Source organism: Erythrobacter sp. (assembly GCF_039988855.1).
In the GTDB taxonomy this organism is placed as follows: domain Bacteria; phylum Pseudomonadota; class Alphaproteobacteria; order Sphingomonadales; family Sphingomonadaceae; genus Erythrobacter.
Genome location: NZ_JBDXIY010000016.1, coordinates 172,262 through 187,138, shown reverse-complemented (window position 1 = coordinate 187,138; position 14,877 = coordinate 172,262). Strand labels below are relative to the sequence as shown.

Below are 14,877 nucleotides of genomic sequence, written 5' to 3'. Positions count from 1 at the left end.
TTACACCGCGTGCCCAAAAAATCTAAAATTCGGTGATTTCAACCTCAAGCTTGCGGAAGCCGTGCACGAAGTTGGCGCGAACTCGCTCGACATCGCCGGCCGCATGAACCCGCATCCGCCGCTTGTGCATTTCTTCGAGAAGAATGCGCAATTGCAATTCAGCAAGGCGGGCGCCCACACAGCGGTGAATACCATAACCAAAGGCGATGTGACGTTTTGCATTGTCGCGGTTCAGGTCAAGCGTGTGAGGATCAGGGAAAATCTCTTCCTCGTGATTAGCGGCCAGGTACCACATGATGACCTTTTCGCCTTTCTTGATCGTCTTGCCAAACACTTCGGTATCTTCTGTGCAGGTCCGGCGCATATGAGCGAGCGGGGTCTGCATGCGCAGCATTTCCTGCACGGCATTGGGGATGACGTCGGGGTCCTGTTCGAACGCTTTTCGCTGATCTGGAAACTTGTCGAGCGCATGTACGAACCCGCTCATCGAGTTGCGCGTGGTGTCATTGCCGCCCACGATCAACAAAATGAGGTTGCCCATGAATTCCTCTGGACGCATCTGGTTCATCGCTTCGGAATGGATCATCATCGAAATGAGATCATTGCCCGGCTCTTTGTCCTGCGTGCGTTCGATCCAAAGCGTTTGGAAATAGGCTGCCATTTCATGCAAGAAACCCCAGCGCATCTCATCGAGTTCACGCACAGTCGCAAGCTCAGTGTCGCCTGCCCAATCGGACCAGAAGGTGAGCAAGCGGCGGTCCTCCCATGGGAAGCCGAACAAGATCGCGAGCATACCGGTGGTCAGTTCAATCGAGACCTTATCCACCCAATCGAAAACCTCGCCGCGCGGGAGAGTGTCTAGAAGCTCTCCTGTCCGCTTGCGGATTTCTGGCTCCATTTCTTTCATGCCCGAAGGCGTAAATTTGGGAGCAACGGTGCGGCGTTGACCGGTGTGCTGTGGGCGGTCCATCGCGATAAACATGGGCAGTTCGCGGCGATCTGCCCCTGTTTCGGCAACTTCTTCATCGCTCAGCCGGTCAAGGATAGTGATCCCGCCGTGTTCCCAGCTTGAAGAGAATGTTTCGGGCAGAGCCTCGATATGTTGGATCGCCTTATGGCCGACCACAGACCAATAGGGACCAAAGGGGCTGTCATCGATATAGTGGAGGGGACCGGCTTTTTGCATCTCAGCCACAATTGGCTGCCATTTGTCTTCGAAATAGATGTCGGAACGGCTCAAATCCCATTTATGGGTGTGCACGGGAACATCTTCAGGATGCTGTTTAAAGTGCTCTGTCAGAGCCTTGTACGCCGTGGGCGAGGTGCGAACCTCAGGACGCGCTTGGGGGGTGGGCGGTGCTACGGTGGCCATGTTTCTCTCCTATAGGAGGTGCGGGCTCATACCACGGCACTCTCCCCTCCTATGTCATCCTGCCTTAACTGACAGCAATGTCAATATGAGTTTTGATCCGCTACTTATTCAGCAGGTTCCATTTCGGAGGAATTGCGGCGGAACGACCAGCGCCTCTTCTTAGTGCCTGCATTGCCTGACTTCATGACCTTCTTGCGGAACAGCATAGAGCCGCCTTTGACTAGAAGGCCGACCCAGACAGCTTGCCAAGCAAGCGCGCCGATATGGGTCCACAAGGTCTCTTCGAGAGCGGCTCTGGCAAGCATCGCAAAGGGTGAGGAAAGCGGGAAGCCGATGGCCACCATTTCCAACATCGAGCCGGGCTGTGTGATGGTATATGCGGCAAGAAAGAACACCATAAGCTGCATCATGGTGACCGGCATCGACATGGTTTGAACCTCGCGAACGGTGCTGGCCATCGCGCCGATGGTGAGGAACAATGCACCCAACAGCAGATAGGCCATCGAGAAATAGAGGACACCAAGGACCAAGAACATTGTCCAACCTACAGCGGGGCCCGGAAGCTCGCGAAAATTGGTTTGGGTCACGGTTACAATCGCGTCCTCTGCAATCGCCCAGAAGCCCCAGCCAACGCTGCCCCAAACGGCAATCCCGACAAAGGATACGCCAAGCATTGCAAACAGCTTGCCCATAAAAACCGAATCCATCGGAATTGCGGCAGCGAGAATTTCTATGACCTTATTGCCTTTTTCTTCAGCAAGGTTGGAAAGCACCATTCCGGCCAGAAGCATGGTCAAAAGGAACATAACCATTTGTGCAGCTTGCGCGGTGCGAATGCGGTTGGTGCGTTCCGAAGCTGCACTTGAGGTCACGGTTGTTGCTTGCGATGCCGGGACGCTCAAAGGGGTGGCGGCCATTGCTTCGGCGGCAAGCAGCTCAACTGGGCCTTTCCAGCGGCGGACTTGCCCTTCGGTGCCGACCACTTCGGGTGCTTCTAATGTACCCGTTATGATTGCAGCGTAGTTGCCGCGGCGCTCTTCCATAAAGGAACGCGCGTCGAATGCGGGATCATTCGCCGCCTCGGAGACTTCGCGCAAGATCGGCACAGCGCCGCCCAATTGCGGAGCGAGCCTATCGCGGGCCGCCATAAGGGCAGCCGCATGATCTGCGGCCATGGCGACACCTACTTCGGTCACCACCGCTTGGCGTGAGACTTGCCCACCAATGCTGCCTGCTAATCCGCCGACTAAGACGGGGAAAAGGGGACCGATCAGGAAGAACAAGAACGCGCGGCTGAACAGCACGGCGACAAAATCGCGGCGGGCAATCACCCATGCCGCTTCGATGCGGGACAGTCGCGGACTTGTATCAATGGCAGCTTGATCGTGAGCGCTCATTTGGCATCTCCCTGTTGGTCTGCCTCAAGTTGTTTGGCGGCAGCCTCACCAGCAATTGCGACAAAAGCATCATGCAATCCGGCGCGTTCAATAGAGAGCGAGAGAATTCCAGCGTCGCCGTCTATGAGGGTCTTGAGCAAGGGTTCAACGCCTGTCTCGGGCAGCGAGAAGGTGAAGAAATCACCTTCGCGCCGTGTTTCTTTGGGAAGGGCGCATGTCCATCCGCCTTCGCGGGCCCGCGTTTCAAGTCTGACTTGTGCCGGGATGCGATCCCGCGCTGTCTCAACGCTGCCTGCATAGGGCACTTTGCCTCCGGCGATAATCGCTACACCTTCGCATAGGCGTTCCGCATGGTGGATCACGTGAGTGGAGAAGATGACCGTCACGCCGTCCTCGGCAAGGTTCCGGATCATGCCTTCAAGCTTGCCTTGGTTGATGGCGTCGAGGCCCGAAAACGGTTCATCCAGCACAACAAGGCGCGGGCGATGAACTAAAGTCCCGAGCAATTGGACCGTTTGCGCCATACCTTTGGAAAGCTGGCGGATGGTGCGATTGGCCGCGTGTGCCAAATCATGGCGTTCAAGCAGCTCCATGCCGCGTTTGCGTCCCTCGGCTAAAGAAAGCCCGCGAAGCGCGCCCATAAAGGCAATCGCTTCAATCGACTTCATCGCAGGATAGAGCCCGCGCTCTTCGGGCAGATAACCGATTAACCGGCCAATATCATGTGGGCGGTCATGGCCAAAGATCATCCGCACCCCATCATCGGGATCAATAATGCCAAGCAACATCCGCAATGTCGTGGTCTTGCCAGCACCATTAGGACCAAGAACGCCGTAGATCGCGCCTTCGGGCACAGACAGATCGACGCCATCGACCGCACGTGTGCCGTCAAAGCTCTTGACGAGGCCGCGCGCCTCTATCGCAAGAGGCCGCTCATCGACATTGGCGTCCACTTGAACTGTGTTAAAAAGAGGAGGCCCATTGTCTGGCGTCATGTGATCATTTACTTCGTGATGCATGAAAGCTGCAGTTAACGCGCGAAACTGAACGGGAGCAACCCCAAGCATGGTTAACGCCGGCGCAACTTCTGGACTTGAGCAGCGCATTGAGGCGCAGGCAAAAGAGCTGGGTTTCGTCAGCGTTGGCTTTACTTGCGCAGAAGAAGACCCCTTGCGAAGCCAGCGTTTGGAAGAATGGCTGGGCGAAGGGCGTCACGCCTCTATGGAGTGGATGGAAAACCGCCTCCACCATCGCCGCTCTCCGCAAGGTCTATGGCCAGAGGCGAAGTCTGTGATTGCCCTGGGTATGAGCTACGCCCCAGCGCTCGATCCGCTTGGGCTGGAGGACGAAGGCGCGCGCGCCCGTATTTCAGTCTATGCGCAAGGCAAAGACTATCATGATGTCGTCAAAAAACGGCTCAAAGCGCTTGCCCGTTGGTTAGTGGACGCGGTGCCGGACACCGAACTTAAAGTGTTCGTCGACACTGCGCCTGTGATGGAGAAGCCTTTGGGTGAGGCATCTGGTATCGGTTGGCAGGGCAAACACACCAATTTGGTGAGCCCGGACCACGGGTCTTGGCTGTTTTTGGGGGCGATTTACACGACATTGGAATTGGAGCCTTCACACCCTCACCGCGACCAATGCGGCTCTTGCCGGGCGTGCCTGAATGCATGCCCGACCGATGCGTTTCCCAACGCTTATACCATTGATGCGGGACGATGTATTTCTTACCTCACCATCGAGCACAAAGGTCCAATCGCCGAGGAATTCCGGGGGCCCTTGGGTAACCGTATTTACGGCTGCGATGATTGTTTGGCGGTGTGTCCTTGGAACAAGTTTGCAAGCGAAGCCTACGCCGCCAGCGAATTTCTGCCGCGCGCGGAACTCACCGCTCCCAGGATTGGAGAATTGTTGGGCCTTGACGATGCGGGGTTTCGAAAACTCTTTTCCGGGTCCCCGATTAAGCGGATTGGAAGGGATCGCTTTGTGCGCAATTGCCTTTATGCGGCGGGCAATAGCGGGGATGAGGGACTTATCGGTCCGGTGGATGAGCTGCTCTCCGATCCCGATCCGGCTGTAGCGGATGCGGCGGGGTGGGCCAAAGCTCGGCTGTCGGGCGCCTAATCTTCCTTATTATGTTCGCCAAGTAGCGGTGCGTGGCCGAGCGGGCCTTGCTCCCAATCACTGAACCGATTGGGATCGCGCATCTGGTGAAGTGTGCCTTCGCTCGGGTGCTGTGAGCGTTCGAAAAAGCCAGTTGCATGAAGGTGCTCATCTTTGATGACGTCATCAAGATCGACAGCGGGCATGCATGGGATATTCGCCTCGCGCATAATCTCAACGCATTGCGCAGTGGTCTTTTCCGCGCTTAATTCCGCGATGCGGGCGTAAAGTTCGGGTGCGGATCGCAATAAAGTGGCTGTGTCTTTCCAACGCTCTTGTGTAGCAAATTCAACGTCGCCCAAAAGCTCAATCACAAGCGGGAAGTGCGGCAGAATATAAGGCACGATGCTGACCCAGCCATCTTTCGTGGGAAAAGGCTGGCGATTGGGATCAACCTGCCTGCCATATCCTGCGCCGCTATTGGGCGGGTCAAAGGTGTGACCGTCCAAATGCTCTTTCATCATGAAGCTCGTGAAGGCTTCGAACATGGGCACTTCGACGAATTGCCCGCGTCCGGTGCGAAGGCGGTGTGTGATCGCGGCCATTGTCGCATAGGCGGCATGAAGTCCCGCCACTTTGTCAGCGATCAGCGAGGGGAGATATCGCGGCCGCTCATCCCCATCGACGCGCGGCAAGAGTGACGTCGTGCCGGTCGCGGCTTGAATGACGTCATCATAGGCTTGCAGGCCCGCATATGGCCCAGCCGAACCAAAACCAACACAGTGCATGTAGATGATGTTCGGATTGAGCGCCTTAACCGCTTCATACCCAAATCCAAGCCGCTCAATTGCCTCTGCGCGCACATTGTGGATGAAGACATCAGCTTTGCTCAAAAGGTTGCGAAGCCGCCCCACATCCGCGACGTTCTTGAGGTCGAGCATTAACGATTTTTTGCCGCGATTGAGCGCGATAAAGCCGGGGCCCATGCCTCTGGTGCGAGCAGGCTTTGCCCCGTGGCGGTAGACGTCGCCTCCGGGCGCTTCGATTTTTGTGACCTCGGCGCCGTAATCGGCAAGGATTTGGGTGCAATATGGCCCAAAGACCACGCTGGTAAGATCAACGACCTTAAGGCCTTGGAGCATTGGCAGATTGTCTTGGGTGCCTATTGCCAAGGTGCGCTCAAATCATCTCTTTGATCGCAACGTCGGTATCGGCGAGCAAAGCAGCATCAATCTTGCCTGGCTCGCTTTCCAGAAGTTTGCGCCCTTGGACATAGTCTTTCATCGTGCCCACACAGTCGAAGGCAATCGGCCTACCCTCTTTCATATAGATCACGGTGAATTTACGTGTCGCTGGATCCCCGCGCACAATCGTCTCGTCATATCCAATGTTCAGCCCGGCGGTCTGAAGCTTGAGATCATATTGGTTGGACCAAAACCACGGCAGCGCGTGATAGGGTTGTTTATCGCCCATGATCGCCTTTGCCACAGTGTTCGCCATGTCATTGGCGTTTTGGACTGACTCCAAACGGATCACAGCGCTGTCCGCAAAGGGATTTGCATGAGCTGCACAATCGCCGATCGCAAATATATCATCCAGCGTCGTGCGGCAGAAGACATCGACATCGACCCCGTTGGAACCAGCAGCGCCTGCCGCGATAAGCGGTGCGACAGCGGGCACAATACCAATCCCGACAATGACCATGTCGCACGGCAGCGTTTCGCCATTGTCGAGCAACACGCCCGTCACTTTCCCGTCGTCGCCAACCACTTCGGAAACGCCTTGAGACAGGCGTATATCGACGCCTTGGCGCGTATGCTCTTCGGCATAAAACTCAGAAATCGCGGTGCCTGCTACGCGGGCAAGCAATCGGTCCTGCATCTCGACCACGGTCACTTCGCAATCGAGTTTTCGCAAGACGGCTGCCGCTTCAAGCCCAATATACCCGCCACCAATGACTACCGCGCGTTTTGCTCCGGCTTCGAGCGCCGCCATCATGCCATCTGCATCACGTTTGTCGCGAACGTAGAAAATGCCTTTTAGATTGGCGCCCGGAATTCCCAAACGCCGAGGGTCAGCCCCGCCAGACCAGATAAGCCTGCGATAGCCAACCTGCGTCCCATCAGACAGGGTCAACGTGTGGCGCATCCAATCAATGCTTGCGACACCGCTCCCAAGACGCAGCTCTACATCCTTGTCGGCCCAGAATTTTTCAGGCCGGATCATGATGCGCTCAAACGCCTTGTCTCCGGCCAGATATTCCTTGGACAATGGCGGGCGTTCATAAGGCGGATTCGGCTCTCGCCCGACCATCATAATCGAGCCTTCATGGCCCTGTTGCCGTAACCCAATGGCTGCCTGCGCACCGCCATGGCCGGTGCCAACGATCACGATATCGGCAGAGGCCGATGATGGTCCTGTTGCGTTCATGGTGTGTCCGTTCGCCTGAAAATAACGTCCGCGTCAAGCCAGAAGCGCTCAATCACCGCTCCAAAAGGTTGCGCGCTTGCGCAGCGATCTGAGCCAGAGCTGCGGGAGCTACGGGCGGAGAGTTTTGAGCCCGTGCGATCATTGAGCGGAACTGCATGATTGCGGGCGCGTTTGATTCTGCCCATTTGGCAATGGCGCCTTGCGGATTGTCTTTGCCCGATTTGCGCCGGGTGAGACGGTGCAGGAATTCTGTGCGCATATGCTGAAAATCGCGCGCGAGCCCATCGACAAGCAACCGCTCCCATACATCAGAAGGGGACATATGCGCCGCAACTCCTTGTGCCCAATCAATCCCGATCCGCCCTCCAATATCGCTGAACGCGCGGGTGAGTTCGGCCGGATCAATACCGGTCTTCAAGGCAAGGCTGGCAAGCCCCAAAGACCCGTCATAGTCGAACAGATCGGCCACTCGGTTTGCAAGATCAGCAGGCGCGCCCTGATCGATAAAGCCTGCCCTTAACGCTTGGGAACGCTCAAGCGTGTCTCCGCTCAAAAGGTTTGCACGCTGATCATTAAGCGCCTGAACTCCGGTGCTTAGCTGGGCAACCATCTCGCCTGCTTCGACACGTCCGCCTGTGGTGCGCAGCACGTCTGACATAAGGTTGCCAATCGCGGCTGCTGCTCTGTCGAGCAAAGCAATCCGCGCAGGCTCGGGCATCTTGGAGTCATCAATATCCTGCCACATTGCTTTGAGGTTATAGAGCCGCTCAACAACCACAAAAGCTGCCGCGACATCGCTTAGAGCGACCCCTTCCTCTTCTGGCAATTCAAACGCGTGGATCAGGCCGAGCCGGTTGACGATGCGGTTGGAAAGATCGGTTGCGACCAGTTCGCGCCGTAGTTGGTGGTCGCGGATGAACGCGCCATATTTGCCTTGCATTGGTTTAGGGAACAGCGCGACCAGATTGCTTTCCAGGATGGGATCGTCGGGAAGTCCGCTTGCCTCAATCGCGTCTTGCAATGCGAGTTTGGTGGATGACAAGATCACGGCCAATTCGGGCCGGGTCAGCCCCTGCCCATCGGCCGCGCGCCGGGTATAGCTCTCACTATCGGCGAGCCCTTCCGTGCGCCGGTCAAGCGCACCCATTTCCTCAAGGCTTTCGATAAGGCGAATGTAGGATGCATTTGCGCCGGCACCCCCTGCCTCGGCAATCGAAAGGGCGAGCGCTTGAAGACGGTTATCTTCGAGTACGATCTCACCCACTTCATCGGTCATCTTTGCAAGCAATGTGTTGCGCTTTGGGGTGGTGATGGCCCCTTCGCGCGTCGCAGCAGCAAGGGCGATCTTGATGTTGACCTCATTGTCCGAGCAATCAACGCCTGCCGAATTGTCGATGAAGTCTGTGTTGATGCGCCCACCTTTGAGCGAGAACGCGATGCGTCCCGCTTGAGTAATGCCGAGGTTTGCCCCCTCGCCAATCACCTTGGCCCCTACTTCGCGGGCATCGACCCGCAAGCTATCATTGGCCGGATCGCCGACCTCAATGTGGTTTTCGTCTTCGGCCTTGATGTAAGTGCCGATACCGCCAAACCAAAGCAGATCAGTTTGCGCCTTCAAGATTGCCGAAATCAGCGCGTCGGGCTGAATTTCCTTATCCTCAAGGCCCAGCATATCACGCGCTTTCTTGGAGAGCTTGATGCTTTTTGAACTGCGCGAATAAACACCGCCGCCTTTTGAAATCAGGTCAGGATTGTAATCTTCCCAGCTCGAGCGAGGCAGATCGAATATGCGCCTGCGCTCTTTCCAGCTGCTGGCAGGGTCGGGGTCAGGGTCGAGAAAAATGTGGCGATGATCGAAGGCCGCAACCAGCAGAATCGCTTTGGACAAGAGCATGCCGTTGCCAAACACATCGCCCGACATATCGCCGCAGCCTGCAACGCGAATGCTGTCCCTTTGGACATCCACGCCCATTTCCAGGAAGTGGCGTTGAACGCTGACCCAGGCGCCTTTGGCGGTGATGCCCATGGCTTTGTGATCATAACCGTTTGACCCCCCGCTTGCGAAGGCATCGTCGAGCCAAAAGCCTGCGTCTTCGGCAATGCCATTGGCAACGTCAGAGAAGGTCGCTGTGCCTTTATCAGCGGCAACCACGAAATAGGGGTCCTCGCCATCGTGCACTCGCACGCCCGTAGGGTGCACAACTTTGCCGTGAACGATGTTGTCTGTGACCGACAAAAGCGTGCGTATGAATACCTTGTAGCTTGCCTGACCCTCGGCTGCCCAAGCATCGCGGTCGATGGCTGGTGAAGGCAGCTGCTTGGGATAAAAGCCACCCTTAGCCCCGCTCGGCACGATCACAGCATTTTTGACCTTCTGTGCCTTCATTAGACCCAAAATTTCAGTGCGGTAATCATCGCGCCTGTCGGACCAGCGAAGCCCACCGCGCGCCACTGCGCCAGAGCGCAAGTGGATGCCTTCAACGCGCCTCGAATAGACGAAGATTTCGCGCCATGGCACAGGTTTTGGAATGCCTGGCACAAGGCTAGAATCGATCTTGAATGCCAGCGCTTCTTCAGCGGCCGGGGCAAATGCATTGGTGCGCAAAATCGCATCAATCACCGCACGGTACAGGCGCAAAAGCCGGTCGTCGTTGATCGCGCTAACCTTAGAAAGGCCCTTGTTGAATGCTTCAACCGCAGCTTCAATCGAAGCCTGCCGATTTCCAGAGAAATCAGGGTCATGTCGGCTTGAAAACAGGTCGATCATCGCAGACGTGACATCGTTTGCGCGTTCAAGTGCATCGACCACCGGGTAGATGGTGAAATTTGCACCCGTCTGACGCAAGTAGCGGTAAATCGCGCGCAACCACACAGTCTGCTGCGCACCCAATCCATTGGCGACAACAAGACGGTTGAACGGGTCATTCTCCGATTGCTCATTGAGCACTTCGGCAATGGCGCTTTCAATTGCGTGCATGCGTTCCAGAAGGCCGTCAATCGATGCGCCTTGCGGGGCCTTTAGCGTGTACTCGTGGATCGTACCAAGCCTGCCTTCGTCAAGGCGCGTGGGTACTTCGGACAACACGCGGAAACCAAAGTTCTCAAGCACTGGTACCGCATCCGACAGAGCGACCCTGCCTGTCACATGGTAAATCTTCAGGCGCAGATCGCCGCGTGTGTCATTGTCGAGCTTATAGAGGCGGCATGAACGCGCCTCTGGCGTATCGCTTGCGGCAATGGCGTGTATCTCTGCCACGTCGAGCGCGGCTTCTGCTGGCCCGTAACGCAGGCGATAACCAGGAGGGAAGGCGCCTGCATAACGCTGTGCAATAGCGGGAATACGAGCGCCCTCATCGGCTTTTGCAAGATGCGTTTCGACCGCTTCATTCCAGCCTTTAAGAAGATCAACGAGCTCGCCTTCAATCGCGCGAGCGTCCGGCATTTTTACGGTGCTACGCGAATCGAGCAGGAATTGCAGCATCGCCATAGAGCCGCCATCGACTTCAAGGTTCCAGCTTAGGAGGTCGAGACCGGTCGTCTTTGTCAAAAGGTCCTGAATCTGATGGCGAACCTGCGTTGAAAGATCATCGCGTGGAAGCCAGACAAAGGCGAACACGTGCCTGCCCAATGGCGATTGCACGAGAATGATGCGCGGGCGCGGCCTGTCGACAAGGCTCATCATAGCCGTTGCAAGACTGGCGATGTCGTCTTGGCTAAAGGTCACCAACAAATCGCGGGGCAAAACGCTAAAGGCGTGGGTGAGCGCTTTTCCAGCATGGCCCTTGGGATCAAAACCCAAGTCCGATGTCATCGTCGCAAGGGCATGGCCGATGACGGGAACTTTGGATGGAGGAGTTGCAAGAGCGGCGCTTGTCCACACACCAGCGTGAACGCTAAGCGCGGTGACCTTTTTGCCTTCGCGCACCGGCACAAGGAACACGTCCAAGGGCGCCCGGCGGTGTACGTTGGAAATCTGATTGGCTTTGACGGCCAAAAAGTTCTTGCCTGATCCAGCTTTTTCAAACCATTTGAATGCACGTTCAAAAGAGGTGTCGGCGAGGAGCCCTTTTGCACTCTTGCGGCAAATACCAAGTGCCGCGCTGATTTCACCAGCACGGCTACGCTTTAAGGAGCCAAGCTGCGTGAGCATGCCCCCGTTGAGCCAATCGAGCAGCTTTGCGCTGTCGCTATCGCCAAGGCGACCGGCATCGTGGGCCATAACGGTCCGCATCTTCGGCCAATCAGTGACAGCCGCGCGCACGTCCTCAAGCGTTTTGCGAAGATCTCCGAGGAGCGTGCGTCGCTGCTTTGCATCAACGCGAGGTGTTTCAATGTAGATCAGAGATTCTTTGGATGCGGACTTGCCGCCTATGGCCATAAGAACGCCTTGATCATCGCGTGTCACCGGGGCGATAGGATGGAGCAATTGGTCAATGGCAACACCTGATGCGGTGATCCTTGCCGCGATGGAATCCACCAGAAAAGGCATGTCGTCATTGATGATTGCGATACGCAGCCGCCGCTCGCTCGTATCGGATTCGTGGTGAATAACGGCGCGTGACGTCGAGCGTTTATGGGCCGCAGCCAGCAAGAACTTTGCCGCGCTATCAAGCTCGGCTTTCTCGATCTGTGCTTCGCCGGGGAGGACTGAGGCCAGAAGGTGCTTTTTTAGCCCCTTCGCCAGTGAATTTGCCAATGAATCTGATGGTCGTGAACTCGTTTCAGATTTCGCACTCATCGCCGAGGGCTCCTCTCCTGGCTAAATGACCTTCGTCACTGAAACTCGGCTCTGTACTGGTGTAATTATATTGTGCCGAGTTATTCTTATCGTTCAGACTCAATACAGCGCTTTGGTGCCGACGTGCAAGCGAGTTTAGTCCCTAAATGGCAACTGTCTGACACGCGTCGAGGGTCAGTTTTAGAGAGTGCAAACGGGCAGCCGGATCATAGGTCGCGCCGCACAATATGATTTCATCTGCGCGGGTCCTTGTTGTGAAAGCCGCAATATCGCTGCGCACTTTGTCAGGGGTGCCAACGGCTGCTGCTTGGCCCAGATGGTCGAGCATTGCACGAGCTGGTGTAGGAATCGTCGATGTGTAGTCCGCAATCGGAGGGGGGAGTTTGCCTGGGGTGCCGCTGCGAAGTGCGACAAAGCTCTGTTGCTGGCTGGAGGCCAGGAGCTGTGCCTCTTCGTGCGTGTCAGCCGCAAAGACATTCATCGCAACCATCACATGGGGTTTGCCGAGGGCCTCGGATGGCTGAAAATCGCGGCGATACACTTCCAACGCGCTATCAAGGTGGTCAGGTGCGAAATGCGCTGCAAAGGCGTAAGGCATGCCTAATTTCGCAGCCAATTGTGCTCCAAAAAGGCTGGAGCCTAGCATCCAAAATTCGACATTAGCACCAAGCCCGGGCGTGGCTTTGATTGGAAGATCGGTATCGCCTGTCATGAGTGCTCGCAGTTCGAGCACATCTTGCGGGAAATATTCGGATGCCTTGTGCAAATCCTTGCGTAGCGCGCGTTGCAGCTCTGGTCCTGCACCCGGTGCCCGGCCAAGTCCCAAATCAATGCGTCCAGGGAACAGCGCATCGAGTGTCCCGAATTGCTCTGCGATCTGAAACGGTGTGTGATTTGGCAGCATGATGCCCCCTGAACCGATGCGGATGGTGCTTGTCGCATTGCCGATATGTGCAAGCACAACCGATGTCGCGCCGCCGGCTATTCCGTCCATTGCGTGATGCTCTGCGACCCAAAACCTCTTGCAACCCAGCCCTTCGGCATGAGCAGCAAGCTGTGCTGCATTGTTTAGAGCCTCGGATACACTCCCGCCTTCGCGAACGGGCACGAGATCGAGAACGGAAAATTGCGTCATGGAGCCTCCCCTTTAGGACGCCTAGGCTGGCGCTTGCTCAATCTGCGCAAGATAGTCTTGCGCGGTCAAGGCTTCCGGGCTCGAGGGAGCCAGATCAATCACCGATTGCCAGCTTGTCCGGGCGGCGTCCTCGCGCCCTGAAAGGATCGCGATAAGGCCTGCCTCTAGTCCAATAGGAGCTGCGGTTGGGGCGAGCGCACTGGCCTGTTCGATCGCGCTTTGCGCCTCAGCCAAACGCTCCAACCGCCGCAAAAGCGTGGCTTTCAAAAACCAAGTATCTGCTTCTTCTGGGAGCAAAACGCTCGCAAATTCAAGTTCAGCTAGCGCTTCATCTGAACGGTCAAGTGCGACCAAAACGTGGGACAGATCCCGAGCAACCACCGCCTGCATTGGGGCAGAGGCGGATGCTTTTGCATCGACTTTTGCAGCGGCGAAAATCGTGGCCGAACGCGCCAAATCCCGTGCTGCAAGAGCCGCATTGCCGGCCATCGCACCAAAGCGCGCCTTAGCCCGCATTTCTTCGGCTGGCACCTCGTCGCGGGCGGCAAGGAAGGCCGAAATTGCATCTTCCCAAAGACCAAGCTGTGTCGCTGCAAGGCCCAAGCAATGGTTGGCAAGGATGCGATTGTGTCCTTCGCTCTCATTGCGGCGCACCTGCGCAAGAGTGTGCGCGCGTGCGGCTTGATCTGGTAACATTGCCAAGCATTCCGCAAGCCAAAGAGCCGACGGATCTTGCTCAATGCTCTTTTCCTGCGGCACGCGTTCTGGGCGATTGCGCAGGTCGCCTCCTGCCCCCAAAGTATCAATTGCAGATGGGTTGGGGCCGACTTGAAGGGCAAGAACCAGAATTGAGGAAATGAGCGTCAATGGATGGGTTTCCGTCAGTAAAAGCTATCCACTAACCCCAGAAGGCCAGTGATATCGGTGCTGCGTGAAAGGCGGTGGTCCCCGTCCTTTACCAGCGTTACCTGTACATCATCCGAACGCAGCGCCGCGGCAAGTTTAAGGCTGATCTCCCAAGGGACATCTTCATCACACTGGCCATGGATAAGGCGAACGGGCGCATCGATCGCGATTTTTTGGGTTAGACGATAGAGGTCTTCTGCATCGGCAAAGAAACCGGGATGGGTTGGTGTTGGCTCGGGTCCATAGGGGTTGTGTTCTAGCACAACCTCGCCTGCTGCCAATTGCGCGCGCTGCTCTTCTGAATAACCCCACCTGATGAAATCAGGCGCCGAGGCGATACCAATGATACCGGCCAATCGTTCTTTCAACGCCTCCCCGACAAGCAGCATCAGCCAGCCGCCCATTGATGAACCCGTGACAAGCACAGGCCCATGCGTTTGGGCGTCAATCAGGGACAGAACTTCGTCACGCCAGTGTGAGAGGGTTCCATCGGCAAAATCGCCTGAACTCTCACCGCAACCTGAATAATCGAGCAGCAAACAACCGCGCCCTTTGGCCTTAGCCCTTTCAAAAATCGCACTCGCCTTGCCGCCAGCCATGTCGGACATATAGCCGGGTAGGAAGACAAGGGTCGGGCCTGATGATGCATGGGTGGGTTTGGTGTGGCGAAACGCGATGCGCCTTCCATCGGGCATTTCGTGAAAACGTGTATCAGTCATCGGCTTTTCTTGCCCTGAACGGCCTTATTGGTGCAAGTCTCTGCTATAATGTTGTCAGGCGAATAGACACAAAAACT

General features: G+C 56.4%; 10 protein-coding genes. 1 reads left to right on the top strand and 9 read right to left on the bottom strand.

Translation table 11 applies throughout. The features are described 5' to 3' along the window. Positions 1-22 precede the first annotated feature (22 nt). From ABJ205_RS08545 to ABJ205_RS08535, 3 genes are all read right to left on the bottom strand, one after another. Entirely contained in the window at positions 23-1,372 is a 1,350-nt protein-coding gene (locus tag ABJ205_RS08545) for a cytochrome P450 (protein ID WP_348159256.1), read from the bottom strand. Between the two features lie 104 nt (positions 1,373-1,476). Continuing rightward, positions 1,477-2,769 (bottom strand): ABC transporter permease, encoded by a 1,293-nt coding sequence (locus ABJ205_RS08540; protein WP_348159255.1) that lies wholly within the window; start codon positions 2,767-2,769, stop codon positions 1,477-1,479. Then, positions 2,766-3,788, bottom strand: a complete 1,023-nt coding sequence (locus tag ABJ205_RS08535; RefSeq protein ID WP_348159254.1) for an ATP-binding cassette domain-containing protein — start codon at positions 3,786-3,788, stop codon at positions 2,766-2,768. Before ABJ205_RS08535 ends, ABJ205_RS08540 begins: the two co-directional genes overlap by 4 nt. A 46-nt stretch (positions 3,789-3,834) precedes the next feature. Here ABJ205_RS08535 and queG point away from each other — a divergent pair, with 46 nt between their 5' ends. After that, entirely contained in the window at positions 3,835-4,893 is a 1,059-nt protein-coding gene (gene queG / locus ABJ205_RS08530) for a tRNA epoxyqueuosine(34) reductase QueG (RefSeq protein WP_348159253.1), read from the top strand. Here queG and ABJ205_RS08525 read toward each other — a convergent pair. From ABJ205_RS08525 to ABJ205_RS08500, 6 genes are all read right to left on the bottom strand, one after another. Then, on the bottom strand, positions 4,890-6,044 hold the full coding sequence (locus ABJ205_RS08525) for a CoA transferase (RefSeq protein WP_348159252.1): 1,155 nt from the start codon (positions 6,042-6,044) through the stop codon (positions 4,890-4,892). The two genes, queG and ABJ205_RS08525, sit on opposite strands and share 4 nt — an antisense overlap. Before the next feature lie 7 nt (positions 6,045-6,051). Next, complete coding sequence (locus ABJ205_RS08520; protein WP_348159251.1) at positions 6,052-7,302, bottom strand: FAD-dependent oxidoreductase; 1,251 nt, start codon at positions 7,300-7,302, stop codon at positions 6,052-6,054. Between the two features lie 52 nt (positions 7,303-7,354). Further along, a complete protein-coding gene (locus tag ABJ205_RS08515) occupies positions 7,355-12,040 on the bottom strand; it encodes an NAD-glutamate dehydrogenase domain-containing protein (protein WP_348159250.1) in 4,686 nt (1,561 codons plus the stop codon). 142 nt (positions 12,041-12,182) lie between these two features. Beyond that, on the bottom strand, positions 12,183-13,175 hold the full coding sequence (locus ABJ205_RS08510) for an LLM class flavin-dependent oxidoreductase (protein ID WP_348159249.1): 993 nt from the start codon (positions 13,173-13,175) through the stop codon (positions 12,183-12,185). 21 nt (positions 13,176-13,196) lie between these two features. After that, on the bottom strand, positions 13,197-14,042 hold the full coding sequence (locus ABJ205_RS08505; RefSeq protein WP_348159248.1) for a hypothetical protein: 846 nt from the start codon (positions 14,040-14,042) through the stop codon (positions 13,197-13,199). Between the two features lie 14 nt (positions 14,043-14,056). Then, positions 14,057-14,800 carry an alpha/beta hydrolase gene (locus tag ABJ205_RS08500; RefSeq protein WP_348159247.1) on the bottom strand — a complete coding sequence of 248 codons (744 nt, stop codon included), beginning with the start codon at positions 14,798-14,800 and terminating at the stop codon, positions 14,057-14,059. Positions 14,801-14,877 lie beyond the last annotated feature (77 nt).

Coding starts and splice junctions, on each gene's coding strand:
- ABJ205_RS08545 (WP_348159256.1), bottom strand. CDS start 1,372: ATGGCCACCGTAGCACCGCCCACCCCCCAAGCGCGTCCTGAGGTTCGC.
- ABJ205_RS08540 (WP_348159255.1), bottom strand. CDS start 2,769: ATGAGCGCTCACGATCAAGCTGCCATTGATACAAGTCCGCGACTGTCC.
- ABJ205_RS08535 (WP_348159254.1), bottom strand. CDS start 3,788: ATGCATCACGAAGTAAATGATCACATGACGCCAGACAATGGGCCTCCT.
- queG (WP_348159253.1), top strand. CDS start 3,835: ATGGTTAACGCCGGCGCAACTTCTGGACTTGAGCAGCGCATTGAGGCG.
- ABJ205_RS08520 (WP_348159251.1), bottom strand. CDS start 7,302: ATGAACGCAACAGGACCATCATCGGCCTCTGCCGATATCGTGATCGTT.
- ABJ205_RS08515 (WP_348159250.1), bottom strand. CDS start 12,040: ATGAGTGCGAAATCTGAAACGAGTTCACGACCATCAGATTCATTGGCA.
- ABJ205_RS08510 (WP_348159249.1), bottom strand. CDS start 13,175: ATGACGCAATTTTCCGTTCTCGATCTCGTGCCCGTTCGCGAAGGCGGG.
- ABJ205_RS08500 (WP_348159247.1), bottom strand. CDS start 14,800: ATGACTGATACACGTTTTCACGAAATGCCCGATGGAAGGCGCATCGCG.